This is a genomic window from Streptococcus mitis, assembly GCF_047459985.1.
Lineage (GTDB): Bacteria > Bacillota > Bacilli > Lactobacillales > Streptococcaceae > Streptococcus > Streptococcus mitis_DZ.
Genome location: NZ_JASHHD010000012.1, coordinates 18,385 through 36,174, shown reverse-complemented (window position 1 = coordinate 36,174; position 17,790 = coordinate 18,385). Strand labels below are relative to the sequence as shown.

Sequence of the window (17,790 nt, the reverse complement as noted above, 5' to 3'; positions counted from 1 at the left end):
CCGAAAATTTAAGAAATTTAACATTTCTAAGCTCTAATCTTTATTTTCGATTCGAGATGAAAAATTTATCAATGAACAGTAAGTGATATAAGGCCAGTACCAAACCCCATAAACTACCACGAAAAGAGATTTCTTGATGATTGAGAGGAAACAAATCGTGGTTACCTATATAGAGGCAGGTCAAAATTATAAATGAAATCCAAAATAAATCAGTCCATTTGTATTTTGAAAAATATTTTTTCCACATAAGAACACCTTCTTCCCTATAATCATATTATAATACTTTATATAAGCGGATGCAAGGAATATGAGGTGATCACCTACAACGAAACATAAGGATGAAAGACAGCAAAAACCAGCATTTTTAGTGCTGGTTTATTTTTTAAAACTAGGTTCCTTACAAAACTTACTAACACTAAGCTTTAAAAAAAGTTAGTTTATGAAGTTTAGCGATTGTTAATTTCCCAAACTGTACTCTATTTTTATTTTTTAAACCCCAATAACTAAGGGCAAGTAATGCTACAACCCAAGCAAAAGTGATCCCTAAACTGTCAAAATTCAACTTGAAATCTGGTTTATTAAAGAAATCTACATAAACTCCTAAGAAGGTTGTATCCATAAATTTCTTGACCTCTGAGCTAACTTGAGAAAACATCGGCAAGAATGAAAGACCAAGCATTGGAATCAAACCATAAACCTGAGCCTGAGTTTGTGTCTCTGAAATAGCTCCAATCACTAGATTTAAGAGGATTGTACATAATGCTACCAGAGAAGCTACTACAAGGTATACAGGATAATCTTTTGCGAAATCCACTTCAACCATAATAGGGAAGGAAATAACTGAAGCTAAGGCAAAGATTACAGGATAAAACAACACGGAAACAAGATATTCTCCACGGCGAACTCCGCTTAAAATGAGTGTTTTAAAAATTCTTTTTTCTTTTTCCTCTGCAATAGAGTTTGAAATCATTGACCCAGAAGAAAATGAGAATGCCATTGTTAAAGAACTAAACAATAGTGTTTTCCCTTGAGTGCCATCTGTATTCATAAAATTTTGGAAGAGTAGAACCATAAAGAATGGGAATACTACCTGAACCAAAGTGTTTTTGTTTGTTAATAATACTTGTGTCCTCAACCAGATAAGGGCTAAAATTCTCTTAAACATCTAATTTTTCTCCTGTCAATTTAATAAAAATATCTTCTAAAGTTGGTTCACATGAGTGAATCGTCATTATTTTTTTATAATCTTCTTGCTGTAAGTCTTCGAATCGCACTACTTTTTTAGTCGAATCACTATAGGTTACTGCAACATTCTTTTCCGTGTTGTATTTTTGGATAATTTCGATTGGGCTTCCTTGTTCAATAAGATCACCTTTATTCAAAAGAGCTAGGTTATCACATAATAAAGTCGCCTCATTCATATCATGAGTAGTTAAGAAAATGGTTGTTCCTCTTTCCTTTAACTCCTGTAGTAATTTGTGAATCTTCTTTGAGGTGGTGGGATCTAACCCACTTGTAGGTTCATCTAAAAATAGAACTTTAGGATAATTGATTAAAGCACGAGCTAAAAGCATTCGTTGACGCATTCCTGTAGAAAGCTTCTCAGCTGGAGTGTCTTTACTATCATACAGACCAACTTGTTTTAGAATTTCTTCAATTCGGGATTTTGAAACTCCGTATAGTCTTGCAAATAGCAACAAGTTATTGTACAAACTTAATTTTTCGTAATAACCACTTGTGTCACCTACTAAACCTAACTCTTCAAAATCTGACGGAAGTAATTTTTGAGAATCTTTCCCTAATAATTCTGTCTTTCCGCTGTTAGCCTGTAGCTGTCCTGTCAGAATATTGATCATTGTTGTTTTCCCTGAACCAGATGGACCTAGGAATCCAAAAATTTCTCCTTCGTTTATTGAAAAACTAATTTGATTTAAAGCAATATTATCTCCAAATCGCTTTGTAACTCTTTCTACCTTAATCATTGTATTACCTCTTTCTAATGATAAATTGTATTTTAGAAAACTTTACTCACTCTCATCGGTTATGTCAACAACTCTAATTCTAGGCTTTAAGTTGGAGTCCATTTTGATTTCTCTCATTTCATTTGGAAGTAAGAGAACTAATTTTAGTAACTTCTCATCAAGTGTTACTTTACATAGGCGTCTGCTATCGAAACTATTTTTGATAATCAGATAATCCTTCTTGACAAACTTTTCATCCATATAATAGTCAATTGTTTTTACCATATTTTCCTCCCGCCTGCGAATCTACATCCCATTTAAATGGGAACAATTTCTAGCATTGCGCTCCTCTTAACTTATTTACAATAACAGTATATACCTGATGAGAGTAAAAAAACAGGACATTTATGTCCACTGACATTTATGTCCTGTTTTTAAATTGAAATTATGGAAAATCCTTATGTTTTTCCTCTATCACTCTATCCCTAAATGATTTATCATTTAATAATTCCGATCCGCTTATTGCTTTATTATAGTAGTCCAAAGCAAGATCTTTATTCTGATTGGTATGAATATAATATTTGGCTTCAAAAAAATCTACTGTAGGTAGTAAAGCAAAATCTTGTATTTCATCTATTATTTCTCGTACAGCATTTAGCGTTTGGGGCATTAAATCATAATATTCAATATTAAAGTGATATAAAACAATTGATACAATAACCCTTTGAATCAAATGAATATTGTTGGCATCAGAGAAATTAGTTTGCTCCAAGATGTTAGAATAGATATTTTCAAATACATTATCAATTGGCTTAGTATTCAAAGTACACTTTAAGAAATACAAGTGTAAAATTAATAAATCATTAGTATCATAATTTGTTTTTAAAAGTAACTGCTCAAAATACTCCTCAATCAATCCTTCCCCAAATTCAGCGTTTTCAGAAACATACACATCATCAATAGCTTGTAGAACCTCAACTGCTACTTGCTCATCTTCAGGGAGTTGATCATAAAAACGTTCTTGAATGTCTTCAAAGATAGCTTCACGTTGGTGGATTTTTTCTTCATCTCCATGAATAGATTGACGAATTAACTTCGTTTTTAGCTTTAAATACTCTTTGGGAACAATTATCATGCCTTCATCAATTAACTGAGACATCGGAATTCCTAGCACTCCAGCTATATAGTCTAGTTTTGCTAAGCTGGGCAAGTTATTTCCTGTTTCAATTCGACCCAACTGACGAACAGTAAGTTCTTTTTCATCTCCACAAAAGGTTTCCCTACTCAAGCCTTTTTCAGTCCGTAAGGTACGAATTCGTTTTCCTATTTCTAAATTTTTCATCTCATTCCTCTATAAATAGACTTTTGCACATAAAAATAAAAGTACTTATGCTATTTGTTAATATCCATTATTTCAAATATATTATCTTCTTACTAAAAAGCTACTCATATTGCTTATCAGCCCTCTCTTCATAATGAATAAAGAGTTTGTTACATCTCTGGAAACTCTTCTTTCATCTCCTCTATCACTCGATTTTTAAAATTCATGTCATTCAAAAATTCTGCTCCACTGATAGCTTTTTCATAGTATTGCAGGGCTTTTTCTTTATTTTTTTCTCCATATAAGTAATATTTAGCCTCAAAGTAGTCTACCGTTGGTTTTAAGGTTGAATCTTGAATTTCCATCATAATTTCTCTTAGAAAACTAAAAATGACAGAGATATTTTCGTAGTATTCGTTCCTCATTTGATACAACAGTATTGCAATTAATACTCTTTGTAACAGATGCATGTAAGTATTATCTGAACAGTCAATTATGGTCACGATGTTATTTCTTACTTTTTTTAAAACGTCATCATTTCGTTTAAAACTAATAGCATTTGATAAAAAATATAAATATAAGATCAATAAATCATTTACAGAATACTCCGTTTGTAGCAAAGTTTGATTGAAATATTCCTCAATCAAGCCCTCTCCAAATTCAACATTTTCGGAAACATATACATCATCAATAGCTTGTAGAACCTCAACTGCTACTTGCTCATCCTCAGGAAGCTGGTCATAAAAAAGTTCCTGAATTTCTTCAAAGATAGCCTCACGTTGGTGGATTTTTTCTTCATCTCCATGAATAGATTGACGTATCAATTTTGTTTTTAGTTTTAGATACTCTTTGGGAACGATTAGCAATCGTTCATCAATTAACTGAGACATCGGAACCCCTAACACTTCTGCTATATAGTCTAGTTTAGCTAAGCTGGGCAAGTTATTTCCCGTTTCAATTCGCCCCAACTGACGAATAGTAAGTTCTTTTTCATCTCCACAAAATGCTTCTCTACTCAATCCTTTTTCAGTCCGTAAGGTGCGAATCCGTTTCCCTATTTCCAAATTACTCATAATGCACCTCTTTAAATCTAATTTGATATCCAAATAATCACTTGTATACGTTCCTATTTTAACATACTTTCCTACAATTTTCAGATAAAAATAATGATAACTAATAGTTTTAAGCAACCACTCTATATAAGTGACCCATTTTAATATAGTATCTGAGGTCTATTTCTACTCAAGTATTCAAAAAAAGCGAGTTTCAATTGAAATTCGCTTTTTTGCTAGATAGTGTATTAACTATTAAATTGTATATCTTAGTTCAAGTGCCAGATATCTTCGTTGTACTGAGCGATTGTACGGTCAGATGAGAAGAATCCTGCTTTAGCAATGTTGACGATGACTTTATCCAACCATGCGTCACGGTCTTCGTAGTCAGCAAGCATTTGCTCTTTGACTTTGATGTAGTCTTCTAAGTCAAGAAGAGTCATGAACCAGTCTTTGTTGATCAATTCATTGTAAAGACGTTCCAAACGCTCTTTGTTTCCAGCTGCAAGAACTGCATCGCTAACGATGAAGTCAACCAATGGTTTGATAGCTTCACGAGCGTAGAATTCGCTTGATTTGTATGCTGCTTTATCGTAAAGGTCGATAACTGTTTCTGAATCTTCACCAAAGATGTAGATGTTTTCGTCTCCAACCAACTCAGCGATTTCCACGTTAGCACCGTCCATAGTACCAAGAGTCAAAGCTCCGTTCAACATGAATTTCATGTTACCAGTACCTGAAGCTTCTTTAGAAGCAAGTGAGATTTGTTCTGAGATGTCACATGCTGGGATCAAGAAACTTGCTGCAGTAACGTTGTAGTTTTCAACCATAACCACTTGCAAGTGTGGCGCTACTGCTGGGTCATTGGCAATGATTTCTGACAAGCAAAGGATCAAGTGGATGATGTCTTGAGCGATTGTGTAGGCAGGAGCTGCTTTACCACCAAAGAATACTGTGATTGGACGAGCAGGGATGTTACCAGCCTTGATGTCAAGATATTTGTGGATCACATACAAAGCGTTCATTTGTTGACGTTTGTACTCGTGAAGACGTTTGATTTGGATATCAAAGATAGAGTTTGTATTGATTTCCACACCTTGGTGTTCTTTCAAGTGACGAGCCAATTTACGTTTGTTGTGAGCTTTGATGCTTTCCAATTTTTCTTTGACAGCAGCCTTGTCTTCGTATGAAAGAAGGTCTTCCAATTTAGAAGCTTCATGGTGCCAACCTTCTCCAAGAATCTCATCCAAGTAGTGAGACAAGCTTGGGTTAGCATGCATGAGCCAACGACGGAAAGTAATACCGTTTGTTTTGTTGTTGAATTTTTCTGGGTAGATGTCGTAGAAAGCTTTCAACTCTGAGTTCTTCAAGATTTCAGTGTGAAGAGCTGCAACCCCGTTTACGCTGTATCCGTAGTGGATATCCATGTGAGCCATGTGAATACGTCCGCTCTCATCGATGATTTGAACAGCTGGGTCTTTGTATTCTGCTTTAACACGGCGGTCCAATTCTTTGATGATTGGTACCAAGTGAGGCACCACTTCTTCCAAGAATTCAAGAGGCCATTTTTCAAGGGCTTCAGCAAGGATTGTGTGGTTTGTGTAGGCAGTCATGCTACGAACGATAGAGATTGCTTCATCAAGTTCGATACCACGTTCAGTCAAAAGACGGATCAATTCAGGAATAACCATTGATGGGTGAGTATCGTTGATTTGTACAACTGCGTAGTCAGCAAGGTCGTGCAAGTTGCTTCCTTTTTCGATTGCTTCATCGATGATCAATTGCGCACCGTTTGAAACCATGAAGTATTGTTGGAAGATACGGAGCAATTCACCTTGTTTATCGCTATCGTCTGGGTAAAGGAAAAGAGTCAAGTTGCGAGCGATGTCTGTCTTGTCAAATTCGATTCCCTCTTCGATAATAGAAGAATCAACTGAATCCAAGTCAAACAAACGCAAACGGTTTTTAGTAGCTGTCTTGTAACCAGGTACATCGATATCGTAAAGAGTAGATGTCAATGTAAAGTGTGCAAATGGTACTTGGTAGCTACGGCTTGAACGAACCAACCAGTTTTGGTCAGTCAACCAAGCGTTAGGAATAGTTTCTTGTTGGTTGTTTTTAAGAACTTGTTGGAAAAGACCGAAGTGGTAGTTCAAACCAACACCATCACCATTCAAACCAAGTGTAGCGATTGAGTCGATAAAGCAGGCTGCCAAACGTCCCAAACCACCGTTACCAAGTGATGGTTCCAATTCTACTTCTTCAATTTCGATCAACTCTTTACCTGCGTCAGCAAGTTCTTTTTTAACTTCGTCATAAAGACCAAGGTTAATCAAGTTGTTTGACAAAAGTTTACCAATCAAGAACTCAGCTGAGATGTAGTAAACTTTTTTCTTACCAGTGTTAACTGGTTTTTTGCTGCTTGCAAGCTTGCTGTAGTTAAGAAGAGCAAGGTAAAGCTCTTCATTGCTACATTCTGCAATGGTTTTATTGTAACGATTTTGTACAAATTCTTGTAGTGATAACATGTTTAGGGTGTCTCCTGATATTGTATTATTTCTTTAATTCTACCAAATTTTCGTTGATTCGGCGATAAATTGTCGTCAAGTCAAGCAAAGTTTCTTCAACAGCTGGTGTCAATTGATCTTCAGTCATACGCCAAGACCAGTTTCCACCAAGGGTAGATGGGAAGTTCATACGAGCTGCCTCATCCAATTCTAGCAAATCTTGCATAGTTGCAATTGCCATGAAGCTAACTGATGAAAAGACTGTACGAAGCATAGCATGTGGCACTGTTTCGTATTCTTTACGGTTAGTGTAGCGAGCCATGTATTCACGAGTCGCATCATCGATCTCGTTACGGTACCAACCAAGGACCGTATTGTTATCGTGTGTTCCTGTGTACATAACTGAGTTAGCAGGTGCCAAGTGTGGGCTATCAATGCTTTCGTCTTCTGGGTTGAAGGCAAATTGAAGAATCTTCATTCCTGGGAAGCCAGTACGTTCACGCAATTCGATAACTTCGTCTGTCATGAAACCAAGGTCTTCGGCGATGATGTTTAGCTCACCAAGTTCTTCCTTAACGGCTGCAAAAAGCTTGTAGCCAGGACCTTTCACCCACTCACCAGGTGCTGCTGTATCGGAACCAGCAGGGATTTCCCAATAAGACTCAAATCCACGGAAGTGGTCGATACGAACGATGTCGTAGATCTTAAAGCTTTCACGCAAGCGTTCAATCCACCATTTGTAGCCGTCTTTGTCCATTGCTTCCCAGTCATAGATTGGGTTACCCCAAAGCTGACCAGTTGCAGAAAATTCATCTGGTGGGCATCCTGCGATGCAAGTCGCCTTACCGTTGACATCTGTCTTGAAGAGATGTGGATTTGCCCACATATCGCTTGAATCTTCCGCTACATAGATTGGCATGTCCCCAACGATTTCGATGTGGTTGTCGTTAGCGTAAGCTTTCAATTTCAACCATTGTTGGAAGAAGAAGAACTGAGTCACACGGTGGTAAACCAACTTGTCTGCCAATTGCTCACGGTAGCTTTCAAGTGCTGAAGCTTTACGAGCACGAGCATCTGCATCTGGCCATTCAGTCCAAGCAAGATTGTCAAAATGCTCTTTAATAGCCATATACTCTGCAAAGAGTTCAAGCCATGATTGGTTGTCTTGAGCAAATTTCTCAAAACCTTTAACATCTCCTACTTCCAAGAAACGTTTGACCGCTTTTTCTAAAAGAGGACGACGTGCATAGTAGATTTTCGCATAGTCAACTTCAGACGCATCGCTACCAAAGTCAACTCCTTCAAGGTCACTTGCTTGCAACAAGCCTTGCTCTACCAAGATATCCAAATCGATGAAATGAGTGTTTCCTGCGAAGGCTGAGAAAGATTGGTAGGGAGAATCTCCATAACTAGTTGTTCCTAGTGGAAGGATTTGCCAGTAACGTTGTTTTGTGCGAACCAAGAAATCAACGAAGTCGTATGCACTTTTACCAAATGAACCGATTCCGTATGCTCCTGGAAGAGAAGAAATGTGCATCAACACACCACTTTGACGTTTTTTCATAATAAGCACCTCATGTGTTTATAGTTAGATATTATATTTTTACGAACGCAAACGTTTGCGTTAAGATAAGTATAGCGTATTTTTTCGATAAATGCAAGCGGTTTTAAAAAACTTTTTTGATTATTTTTTAAAATTTTTTTCTTCCTACTCGTATATATATTCTTTCAGAAAACAAACAAAATAAGAATCAGGGTTTCACTTATCTTATTAAGTGAAAATAAGGAGACAAACTCCTCTCATTTCCATTTGTAAATTAGGCAATCGTTTTCTCAACTTTTTTTAAATTTAAAATAAAATCGATTTTTGGGGTTTTCTACTATTATATAACGTTAAAGCGTTTGCTTTTTTTTACAATTTTTTTAAAAATTTTTACAAAAATTACTTGCAACCGCTTTCTGATTGTGCTATACTAGTCCCATAAAGGAAAACGTTTGCGTTTCCTCATTATAAAATTTGTTATTCTTTAGGAGGAATACACTATGTCATCTAAATTCATGAAGAGCGCTGCTGTGCTTGGAACTGCTACACTTGCTAGCTTGCTTTTGGTAGCTTGCGGAAGCAAACCTGCTGAAAAAGCTGCTGATGCTGGTTCATCTGAAGGTAAAGAAATCACTCTTTACGTTGAAGACCAATACAAAGCTTATGCTGAAACAGTTGCTAAAGCTTATAAAGAACAATCAGGAACAACAGTTAACATCAAATCTGGTGACCAAATGGGTGGTCTTGACAAACTTTCTCTTGACAACCAATCAGGTCAAGCTCCTGACGTTATGATGGCTCCATACGACCGTGTAGGTAGCCTTGGTACTGACGGACAACTTTCAGAAGTGAAATTGAGCGACGGCGCTAAAACAGATGATAAAACTAAATCTCTTGTAACAGCTGCTGACGGTAAAGTCTATGGTGCTCCAGCTGTTATCGAATCACTCGTTTTGTACTATAACAAAGACTTGGTGAAAGAAGCTCCTAAAACATTTGCTGATTTGGAAAACCTTGCTAAAGACAGCAAATACGCTTTCGCTGGTGAAGATGGCAAAACTACTGCCTTCCTAGCTGACTGGACAAACTTCTACTACGCATACGGACTCCTTGCTGGTAACGGTGGTTACGTATTCGGACAAAACGGTAAAGATCCTAAAGACATCGGTCTTGCAAACGACGGTGCTATTGCAGGTATCAACTACGCTAAATCTTGGTACGAAAAATGGCCTAAAGGTATGCAAGATACTGAAGGTGCTGGAAACTTGATCCAAACTCAATTCCAAGAAGGTAAAACAGCTGCTATTATCGATGGACCTTGGAAAGCTCAAGCATTCAAAGATGCTAAAGTAAACTACGGTGTTGCTACTATCCCAACTCTTCCAAACGGAAAAGATTACGCTGCATTCGGTGGTGGTAAAGCTTGGATCATCCCATCAAGCACTAAGAACCTTGAAGGCGCACAAAAATTTGTAGACTTCCTAGTTTCAACTGAACAACAAAAAGCATTCTACGATAAAACTAACGAAATCCCAGCTAACACTGAAGCTCGTTCATACGCTGAAGGTAAAAATGATGAGTTGACAACAGCTGTTATCAAACAGTTCAAGAACGCTCAACCAATGCCAAACATCTCTCAAATGTCTGCAGTTTGGGATCCAGCGAAAACTATGCTCTTTGATGCTGTAAGTGGTAAGAAAGATGCGAAAACAGCTGCTAACGACGCTGTTACATTGATCAAAGAAACAATCAAACAAAAATTTGGTGAATAAAAAATTTGTTCAAGGGGGGTGGAATTCAAATCCCCCTTTGAATTTATCAATAAGAAACATATATAGTTTAGGTTTTGATTAAAAACCAGTATCCTATGAAAGGAGTTATTATGGAAAAGCAACAACCTAGTAAAGCAGCCCTGCTGTCTATCATTCCTGGGTTAGGACAGATTTACAACAAACAAAAAGCCAAAGGTTTTATCTTCCTTGGTGTAACCATTGTATTTGTCCTTTATTTCCTAGCACTTGCAGCCCCTGAATTAAGCAATCTCATCACTCTTGGTGACAAACCAGGTCGTGATAATTCCCTCTTCATGCTGATTCGTGGTGCCTTCCATTTAATCTTTGTAGTCGTTTATGTACTCTTCTATTTCTCAAATATTAAAGATGCACATACAATCGCAAAACGTATTAACAATGGAATTCCAGTTCCACGTACCCTCAAAGACATGATCAAAGGGATTTATGAAAATGGCTTCCCTTACCTCTTGATTATTCCATCTTATGTCGCCATGACCTTCGCGATTATCTTCCCAGTTATCGTAACCTTGATGATCGCCTTTACCAACTACGACTTCCAGCACTTGCCACCAAACAAATTGTTGGACTGGGTTGGTTTGACCAACTTTACAAACATCTGGAGCTTGAGTACCTTCCGTTCTGCCTTTGGTGCCGTTCTTTCTTGGACTATCATCTGGGCTTTGGCTGCCTCAACTTTACAAATCGTCATCGGTATCTTCACAGCTATCATTGCTAACCAACCATTTATCAAAGGAAAACGTATCTTTGGTGTTATTTTCCTTCTTCCTTGGGCTGTCCCAGCCTTCATCACTATCTTGACATTCTCAAACATGTTTAACGATAGTGTTGGTGCCATCAACACTCAAGTATTGCCAATCTTGGCTAAATTCCTTCCTTTCCTTGATGGTGCTCTTATCCCTTGGAAAACAGACCCAACTTGGACTAAGATTGCCTTGATTATGATGCAAGGTTGGCTTGGATTCCCATACATCTACGTTTTGACTTTGGGTATCTTGCAATCTATTCCTAACGACCTTTACGAAGCAGCTTATATTGACGGTGCCAATGCTTGGCAAAAATTCCGCAACATCACTTTCCCAATGATCTTGGCTGTTGCGGCACCTACTTTGATTAGCCAATACACCTTTAACTTTAACAACTTCTCTATCATGTACCTCTTCAATGGTGGAGGTCCTGGTAGTGTCGGAGGTGGAGCTGGTTCAACTGATATCTTAATTTCATGGATCTACCGTTTGACAACAGGTACATCTCCTCAATACTCGATGGCGGCAGCTGTTACCTTGATCATCTCTATCATTGTCATCTCAATTTCTATGATCGCATTCAAGAAACTACACGCATTTGATATGGAGGACGTCTAAGATGAATAACTCAATTAAACTCAAACGTAGACTGACTCAAACCCTCACTTACCTCTACTTGATTGGCCTCTCAGTCGTGATTATCTATCCATTGTTAATTACTATTATGTCAGCCTTCAAGGCAGGTAACGTCGCAGCCTTTAAACTAGATACTAACATCGACTTCAATTTTGATAACTTTAAAGGACTCTTCACTGAAACCTTATACGGTACTTGGTATCTCAATACCTTGATTATCGCCTTGATTACCATGGTTGTTCAAACAAGTATCATCGTACTTGCTGGTTATGCTTACAGCCGTTATAATTTCTTGGCTCGTAAACAAAGTTTGGTCTTCTTCTTGATTATCCAAATGGTGCCAACCATGGCCGCTTTGACAGCCTTCTTCGTTATGGCACTTATGTTGAACGCCCTCAACCACAGCTGGTTCCTCATCTTCCTTTATGTTGGTGGAGGTATCCCGATGAATGCTTGGTTGATGAAAGGTTACTTCGATACAGTGCCAATGTCTCTAGACGAATCTGCAAAACTAGACGGTGCAGGACACTTCCGCCGCTTCTGGCAAATTGTTCTTCCACTTGTTCGCCCAATGGTTGCCGTACAAGCTCTCTGGGCCTTCATGGGACCTTTCGGAGACTACATTCTCTCTAGTTTCTTGCTTCGTGAGAAAGAATACTTTACTGTTGCCGTAGGTCTCCAAACCTTCGTTAACAATGCGAAAAACTTGAAGATTGCCTACTTCTCAGCAGGTGCTATCCTCATCGCCCTTCCAATCTGTATTCTCTTCTTCTTCCTACAAAAGAACTTTGTTTCAGGACTTACAAGTGGTGGCGACAAGGGATAATTTATCCCCGCCACCCTTTTTCTTATTGTTACAAAATATATACTAACAACAAGCAATTTGCCTCCTAGACTTGAAATAAAGCACATTTCTCTATATAATAATACTCATATAGAAAACACCTTTTAGAAAGATACAAATGCTTCCATATCCATTTTCATATTTTTCAAGTATTTGGGGATTTCGTAAGCCCCTGTCCAAACGTTTCGGACTCAACTGGTTTCAGCTTCTCTTTACCAGTATCTTCCTTATCAGCTTGTCTATGGTACCCATTGCCATCCAAAACAGCTCCCAGGAGACTTATCCGCTAGAAACCTTTATCGATAATGTCTATGAACCATTGACAGATGAGGTTGTCCAGGATCTCTCTGAACATGCTGCAATTGTTGATGGCAAATTAACTTATACAGGAACAGCTAGTCAAGCGACTTCTATTGTGATTGGTCCAAATCAAAGCAAGGAATTACCTAAGGACTTGCAACTGCATTTCGATACGAATGAGCTGGTCATCAGCAAGGAGAGTAAAGAACTGACCCGCATCTCTTACCGAGCGATTGAGACTGAGAGTTTCAAAAGCAAGGACAGCTTGACCCAAGCAATTTCCAAAGACTGGTACCAGCAGAATCGTGTCTATATCAGTCTCTTCCTAGTTCTCGGTGCCAGCTTCCTCTTTGGTTTGAATTTCTTTATCGTCTCTCTAGGGGCTAGTCTTCTCCTTTATATCACTAAGAAATCACGCCTCTTTTCATTTAGAACCTTTAAAGAGTGCTACCATTTTATCTTGAACTGTTTAGGATTGCCAACTCTGATTACGCTTATTTTGGGATTATTTGGCCAAAATATGACAACCCTCATTACTGTACAAAATATTCTTTTTGTTCTATATCTGGTCACTATCTTTTATAAAACACATTTCCGTGATCCAGATTACCATAAATAGGAGATTTTTATGCCCGTTACGATTAAAGATGTGGCCAAGGCTGCTGGTGTTTCACCTTCAACCGTAACCCGTGTTATTCAAAATAAATCAACCATTAGCGACGAAACAAAAAAACGTGTTCGCAAGGCTATGAAGGAGCTCAATTACCACCCCAACCTCAACGCTCGTAGTTTGGTAAGCAGTTATACCCAAGTTATCGGCTTGGTCCTTCCTGACGACTCAGATGCCTTCTATCAAAATCCTTTCTTCCCATCTGTCCTCCGTGGCATTGCCCAAGTCGCTTCTGAAAATCACTACGCCATTCAGATCGCGACAGGTAAAGATGCCAAAGAGCGTCTTAAAGCTATTTCTCAGATGGTCTATGGTAAGCGTGTAGATGGTTTGATTTTCCTCTATGCCCAAGAAGAGGACCCTTTGGTTAAGTTAGTAGCAGACGAGCAATTTCCTTTCCTTATCTTAGGTAAATCTCTATCTCCCTTCATTCCACTTGTCGATAATGACAATGTCCAAGCTGGTTTTGATGCGACAGAGTATTTCATCAAAAAAGGATGCAAGCGAATTGCCTTTATCGGAGGTACTAAGCGACTCTTCGTAACACAAGACCGTCTGACAGGTTACGAGCTAGCTCTAAAACAATACCAACTTCCTCTCGATACTAATCTGACTTACTTTGCTACTGAATTTCTTGAAGATAATGGTTATCGCTTTAGTAGACTTCTCTTCAAACACGATCCAAATATTGACGCTATTATTACCATTGATAGTCTCCTTGCTGCAGGGGTCTGTGATTACATCGCAAAACACCAACTGGATGTCCCTGTCCTCAGCTTCGACTCAGTCAATCCCAAGCTCAACTTGGCAGCCTATGTCGATATCAATAGTTTGGAGCTTGGTCGTGTTTCCTTTGAAACTATTCTCCAGATCATCAATGATGCTAAAAGCAATAAACAAATTTGTTATCGCCAGTTGATTGCCCACAAAATTATCGAAAAATAAAAACCAGCTCGCGCTGGTTTTTTTGGTCATTATACTCAATGAAAATCAAAGATCAAACTAGGAAGCTAGCCGCAGGTTACTCAAAGCACAGCTTTGAGGTTAGATAAAGCTAACGTGGTTTAAAGAGATTTTCGAAGATTATTAATTATCAGTTTCTACAAATCGTCCCAGAATATGAACATTCTCCGATACAGAGACAAAGGCGCTTGGATCCACCTGTTTCATAATGAATTTAAATTCATTAAACTCTGCACGTGTAATGACAGTGATTAAAACTGCCTTTCTCTCGTGATTATAGGTTCCTTCTGCATCGTGGATCATGGTTGCTCCGCGGTGCAACTTTTTATGGATTTTTTCAATTACCTTCTCTGGATAATTGGTCACAATCATGGCCTGCATCCGTTTTTGCTTGGTAAAGACAGCGTCTGTTACACGGCTAGAGACAAAGATGGTAATCATAGAGTAGAGAGCGTATTTCCAACCAAAAGTCAAACCAGCTATCAGCATGATAGTCCCATTTACCAAGAAAGAAATACTACCGACATTCTTCCCAGTTTTTTTGCGAATGGTCAGACTGACGATATCCGTCCCACCACTGGAGATATTGTTTCGAAGAGCAAAACCAATCCCCAAGCCCATGACAACACCCCCAAAAAGGGCATTGATAATGGGATCCTCCGTTAAGGTCGCCACAGGGACAAACTGGATAAAGAAGGAACTCATGGACACCGTGATAAAGGTAAAGACGGTGAACTTATGGCCAATCTGATACCAAGCTAAAACCATCAAAGGAAAATTAATAGCGTAGAAAGCCAATGAAATTGGAATATGAAAACCAAACCAGTGATTACTCAAGGCAGAGATAATCTGTGCCAGACCTGTCGCACCACTCGAATACACATGTCCTGGTTGGAAAAAGAAATTGACCGCTACTGCTGATAAAAAACCATAGACTAGAGAGGCCGAAATCTTCTCATCGTATTTTTCCCGAGAGATGCTTTGTAAGACACGTAAAATTTTTATCTGATGAGCAAAGCGGCGCAGATAATAGCGCCACCGCTTAATTCGTTTTGCTTGTTTCATCTTCTTCTACTTGTAAGCTGAGTTCCTCTAGTTGTTTGAGAGCGACTGTTGAAGGAGCTTGTGTCATTGGGTCACTTGCCTTGTTGTTCTTAGGAAAGGCAATGACTTCACGGATATTTTCTTCTCCTGCTAAGAGCATGACAAATCGGTCAAGCCCGATAGCCAAGCCACCATGTGGTGGGAAACCATAGTCCATGGCTTCAAGAAGGAAACCAAACTGGTCATTTGCTTCTTCAGCTGAGAAACCAAGAGCCTTGAACATACGTTCTTGAAGGTCTTTTTGGTTGATACGAAGGCTACCACCACCAAGCTCATAACCGTTCAAGACGATATCGTAAGCAATGGCACGAACCTTAGCCAAATCACCTTCTAATTCGTGAGCAGTTTCTTCCTGTGGAAGCGTGAATGGATGGTGGGCACTCATGTAGCGACCTTCTTCTTCAGACCATTCAAACATTGGCCAGTCAACCACCCAAAGGAAGTTGAATTTATCGCTATCAATCAAACCAAGCTCTTTGGCAATACGTCCACGAAGGGCACCGAGAGTTGCATTGGCTACCTCAAGCGTATCTGCCACAAAGAGAACCAAGTCCTTATCCTCAAGCGCAAGTGCTGCTGTCAATTCTGCTTGGATACTAGTCAAGAACTTAGCAACTGGTCCGTTTAATTCTCCATCAACAACCTTGACCCAAGCAAGACCTTTGGCACCGTACTGTTTGGCTACTTCAGTCATCTTGTCGATGTCTTTACGTGAGTAGTTGTCCGCAGCTCCTTTGACCACAATGGCTTTTACAGCAGGTGCTTCTGAAAAGACTTTAAAGTCTACACCTTTGACCACTGCTGTCAAGTCCTGAAGCAACATGTCAAAACGAGTATCTGGCTTGTCAGAACCGTAAAGAGCCATAGCGTCATCATACTTCATACGAGGGAATGGAAGCGTCACTTCGATACCTTTGGTTTCCTTCATCACGCGCGCAATCAAGCCTTCTGTGATATCTTGGATTTCTTGCTCAGTAAGGAAAGACGTTTCCAAGTCGACCTGAGTAAATTCAGGCTGGCGGTCTCCACGCAAGTCCTCGTCACGGAAACATTTGACGATTTGGTAGTAGCGGTCAAAACCAGCATTCATCAACAATTGCTTAGTAATTTGTGGACTTTGAGGAAGAGCATAAAAATGCCCTTTATTAACACGAGACGGTACCAAATAGTCACGCGCCCCTTCAGGTGTTGACTTAGAAAGGAATGGTGTCTCCACGTCGATAAACTCCAACTCATCCAAGTAATTACGGATAGAGTGGGTCACCTTAGCACGAAGTTTAAGATTTTCCAACATTTCTGGACGGCGAAGGTCAAGGTAACGGTAACGCAAACGCGTATCGTCATTGGCCTCAATCCCATCCTTAATCTCAAATGGTGTTGTTTTAGCTATATTAAGCACTGTCAGAGCTGTCACGTTTAACTCAACTACACCAGTTGGCAACTTATCATTGGCTTGTTCACGCGCAGCGACCTGGCCAGTCACCTCGATAACAAATTCACTACGAAGGCTTTCAGCTGTTGCCATAACCTCTGCAGATACTTTTTCAGGGTTGATAACCAACTGCATGATTCCTTCACGGTCACGAAGATCGATAAAGATCAAACCACCAAGGTCACGACGACGGCCTACCCATCCTTTCAAGGTTATTTCTTGTCCGATGTGTTCCTCACGAACACGACCAACATACATACTACGTTTCATTGTTTCTCTCCTCTTTTATTCTGTTACTATTTTACCATAAAAGCGCAGGCTCTTCATGAAAATCAGCAGAAAAGTTTGCCAGTCTTTAAAAATCAAGTGAAGGCTCTAAAAATTATACTCAATGAAAATCAAAGAGCAAACTAGGAAGCTAGCCGCAGGTTGCTCAAAGCACTGCTTTGAGGTTGCAGATAGAACTGACGAAGTCAGCTCAAAACACTGTTTTGAGGTTGCAGATAGAACTGACGAAGTCAGCTCAAAATACTGTTTTGAGGTTGCAGATAGAACTGACGAAGTCAATAACATCTATACAGCAAGGCGACATTGACGTGGTTTGAAGAGATTTTCGAAGAGTACTAGCGCCAATACAAAAATCCGATGAAAATTTCACCGGACTCTTTTATTTTGAATTTTTGCCTGCTTTACGCTTTTCAGCGATTTCAGCTGCCTTCCGAGGCAAGACAATTTCCGTTGTATAAGCTGTCCCAAAACGCCAGATACCTGCAATAGGGGCAAAGACTACTGCGAGATGGCTGTAGAAGAAATCACCTTTAAAGGCATAAGCTAGCGCCCCAATGATGAAAAATAGAACGACTGCTTGAATCACTGCTAATAAAATTACTCGTTTCATGT

The 17,790-nt window shown here is 39.1% G+C and carries 17 protein-coding genes; 6 read left to right on the top strand and 11 right to left on the bottom strand.

Features of this window, described 5'->3' with window-relative positions; translation table 11 throughout:
- Window positions 1-40: 40 nt before the first annotated feature.
- From QM959_RS07315 to malQ, 8 genes are all read right to left on the bottom strand, one after another.
- Entirely contained in the window at window positions 41-247 is a 207-nt protein-coding gene (locus QM959_RS07315; protein WP_414372403.1) for a hypothetical protein, read from the bottom strand.
- A gap of 168 nt (window positions 248-415) precedes the next feature.
- Window positions 416-1,165, bottom strand: coding sequence for an ABC transporter permease (locus tag QM959_RS07310; protein WP_414372401.1), 750 nt, complete (start codon window positions 1,163-1,165; stop codon window positions 416-418).
- Entirely contained in the window at window positions 1,158-1,982 is an 825-nt protein-coding gene (locus tag QM959_RS07305; protein WP_414339087.1) for an ABC transporter ATP-binding protein, read from the bottom strand. Before QM959_RS07305 ends, QM959_RS07310 begins: the two co-directional genes overlap by 8 nt.
- Window positions 1,983-2,024: 42 nt before the next feature.
- A complete protein-coding gene (locus QM959_RS07300; RefSeq protein ID WP_414372399.1) occupies window positions 2,025-2,246 on the bottom strand; it encodes a hypothetical protein in 222 nt (73 codons plus the stop codon).
- Between the two features lie 160 nt (window positions 2,247-2,406).
- Entirely contained in the window at window positions 2,407-3,303 is an 897-nt protein-coding gene (locus tag QM959_RS07295) for an XRE family transcriptional regulator (RefSeq protein WP_414372397.1), read from the bottom strand.
- 149 nt (window positions 3,304-3,452) lie between these two features.
- Window positions 3,453-4,355 carry a helix-turn-helix domain-containing protein gene (locus QM959_RS07290; RefSeq protein ID WP_414372395.1) on the bottom strand — a complete coding sequence of 301 codons (903 nt, stop codon included), beginning with the start codon at window positions 4,353-4,355 and terminating at the stop codon, window positions 3,453-3,455.
- A gap of 248 nt (window positions 4,356-4,603) precedes the next feature.
- Window positions 4,604-6,862, bottom strand: a complete 2,259-nt coding sequence (glgP, locus tag QM959_RS07285; protein WP_414372393.1) for a glycogen/starch/alpha-glucan family phosphorylase — start codon at window positions 6,860-6,862, stop codon at window positions 4,604-4,606.
- Between the two features lie 25 nt (window positions 6,863-6,887).
- Window positions 6,888-8,405 (bottom strand): 4-alpha-glucanotransferase, encoded by a 1,518-nt coding sequence (gene malQ / locus QM959_RS07280; RefSeq protein WP_414372391.1) that lies wholly within the window; start codon window positions 8,403-8,405, stop codon window positions 6,888-6,890.
- A 479-nt stretch (window positions 8,406-8,884) separates the two neighbouring features.
- On the opposite strand from malQ, the gene QM959_RS07275 reads away from it, so the two are divergent.
- The 5 genes from QM959_RS07275 (at window position 8,885) to QM959_RS07255 (ending at window position 14,336) form a co-directional block, all read left to right on the top strand.
- Window positions 8,885-10,156 carry an extracellular solute-binding protein gene (locus QM959_RS07275; protein ID WP_414372389.1) on the top strand — a complete coding sequence of 424 codons (1,272 nt, stop codon included), beginning with the start codon at window positions 8,885-8,887 and terminating at the stop codon, window positions 10,154-10,156.
- 110 nt (window positions 10,157-10,266) lie between these two features.
- Complete coding sequence (locus QM959_RS07270) at window positions 10,267-11,559, top strand: carbohydrate ABC transporter permease (RefSeq protein WP_247935460.1); 1,293 nt, start codon at window positions 10,267-10,269, stop codon at window positions 11,557-11,559.
- A gap of 1 nt (window position 11,560) precedes the next feature.
- Entirely contained in the window at window positions 11,561-12,403 is an 843-nt protein-coding gene (locus QM959_RS07265; protein ID WP_004249658.1) for a sugar ABC transporter permease, read from the top strand.
- 136 nt (window positions 12,404-12,539) lie between these two features.
- Window positions 12,540-13,340: a DUF1189 domain-containing protein gene (locus tag QM959_RS07260; RefSeq protein ID WP_414372387.1), complete on the top strand. Its 801-nt coding sequence runs from the start codon at window positions 12,540-12,542 to the stop codon at window positions 13,338-13,340.
- A gap of 9 nt (window positions 13,341-13,349) precedes the next feature.
- Complete coding sequence (locus tag QM959_RS07255) at window positions 13,350-14,336, top strand: LacI family DNA-binding transcriptional regulator (RefSeq protein ID WP_001145419.1); 987 nt, start codon at window positions 13,350-13,352, stop codon at window positions 14,334-14,336.
- A 141-nt stretch (window positions 14,337-14,477) separates the two neighbouring features.
- Here QM959_RS07255 and QM959_RS07250 read toward each other — a convergent pair whose 3' ends face one another.
- On the bottom strand, window positions 14,478-15,419 hold the full coding sequence (locus QM959_RS07250) for a YitT family protein (protein ID WP_227326118.1): 942 nt from the start codon (window positions 15,417-15,419) through the stop codon (window positions 14,478-14,480).
- Complete coding sequence (gene aspS, locus QM959_RS07245; RefSeq protein WP_414372386.1) at window positions 15,397-17,160, bottom strand: aspartate--tRNA ligase; 1,764 nt, start codon at window positions 17,158-17,160, stop codon at window positions 15,397-15,399. Before aspS ends, QM959_RS07250 begins: the two co-directional genes overlap by 23 nt.
- 121 nt (window positions 17,161-17,281) lie before the next feature.
- Here aspS and QM959_RS07240 point away from each other — a divergent pair, with 121 nt between their 5' ends.
- Window positions 17,282-17,485: a hypothetical protein gene (locus QM959_RS07240; RefSeq protein WP_414372384.1), complete on the top strand. Its 204-nt coding sequence runs from the start codon at window positions 17,282-17,284 to the stop codon at window positions 17,483-17,485.
- Between the two features lie 72 nt (window positions 17,486-17,557).
- On the opposite strand, the gene QM959_RS07235 is transcribed toward QM959_RS07240, so the two are convergent.
- Complete coding sequence (locus QM959_RS07235) at window positions 17,558-17,788, bottom strand: hypothetical protein (protein ID WP_033682917.1); 231 nt, start codon at window positions 17,786-17,788, stop codon at window positions 17,558-17,560.
- Window positions 17,789-17,790 lie beyond the last annotated feature (2 nt).

Coding starts and splice junctions, on each gene's coding strand:
- aspS (WP_414372386.1), bottom strand. CDS start 17,160: ATGAAACGTAGTATGTATGTTGGTCGTGTTCGTGAGGAACACATCGGA.
- glgP (WP_414372393.1), bottom strand. CDS start 6,862: ATGTTATCACTACAAGAATTTGTACAAAATCGTTACAATAAAACCATT.
- QM959_RS07240 (WP_414372384.1), top strand. CDS start 17,282: ATGAAAATCAAAGAGCAAACTAGGAAGCTAGCCGCAGGTTGCTCAAAG.
- QM959_RS07235 (WP_033682917.1), bottom strand. CDS start 17,788: ATGAAACGAGTAATTTTATTAGCAGTGATTCAAGCAGTCGTTCTATTT.
- QM959_RS07275 (WP_414372389.1), top strand. CDS start 8,885: ATGTCATCTAAATTCATGAAGAGCGCTGCTGTGCTTGGAACTGCTACA.
- QM959_RS07310 (WP_414372401.1), bottom strand. CDS start 1,165: ATGTTTAAGAGAATTTTAGCCCTTATCTGGTTGAGGACACAAGTATTA.
- QM959_RS07265 (WP_004249658.1), top strand. CDS start 11,561: ATGAATAACTCAATTAAACTCAAACGTAGACTGACTCAAACCCTCACT.
- QM959_RS07255 (WP_001145419.1), top strand. CDS start 13,350: ATGCCCGTTACGATTAAAGATGTGGCCAAGGCTGCTGGTGTTTCACCT.
- QM959_RS07295 (WP_414372397.1), bottom strand. CDS start 3,303: ATGAAAAATTTAGAAATAGGAAAACGAATTCGTACCTTACGGACTGAA.
- QM959_RS07270 (WP_247935460.1), top strand. CDS start 10,267: ATGGAAAAGCAACAACCTAGTAAAGCAGCCCTGCTGTCTATCATTCCT.
- QM959_RS07305 (WP_414339087.1), bottom strand. CDS start 1,982: ATGATTAAGGTAGAAAGAGTTACAAAGCGATTTGGAGATAATATTGCT.
- QM959_RS07290 (WP_414372395.1), bottom strand. CDS start 4,355: ATGAGTAATTTGGAAATAGGGAAACGGATTCGCACCTTACGGACTGAA.
- malQ (WP_414372391.1), bottom strand. CDS start 8,405: ATGAAAAAACGTCAAAGTGGTGTGTTGATGCACATTTCTTCTCTTCCA.
- QM959_RS07250 (WP_227326118.1), bottom strand. CDS start 15,419: ATGAAACAAGCAAAACGAATTAAGCGGTGGCGCTATTATCTGCGCCGC.
- QM959_RS07260 (WP_414372387.1), top strand. CDS start 12,540: ATGCTTCCATATCCATTTTCATATTTTTCAAGTATTTGGGGATTTCGT.
- QM959_RS07300 (WP_414372399.1), bottom strand. CDS start 2,246: ATGGTAAAAACAATTGACTATTATATGGATGAAAAGTTTGTCAAGAAG.
- QM959_RS07315 (WP_414372403.1), bottom strand. CDS start 247: ATGTGGAAAAAATATTTTTCAAAATACAAATGGACTGATTTATTTTGG.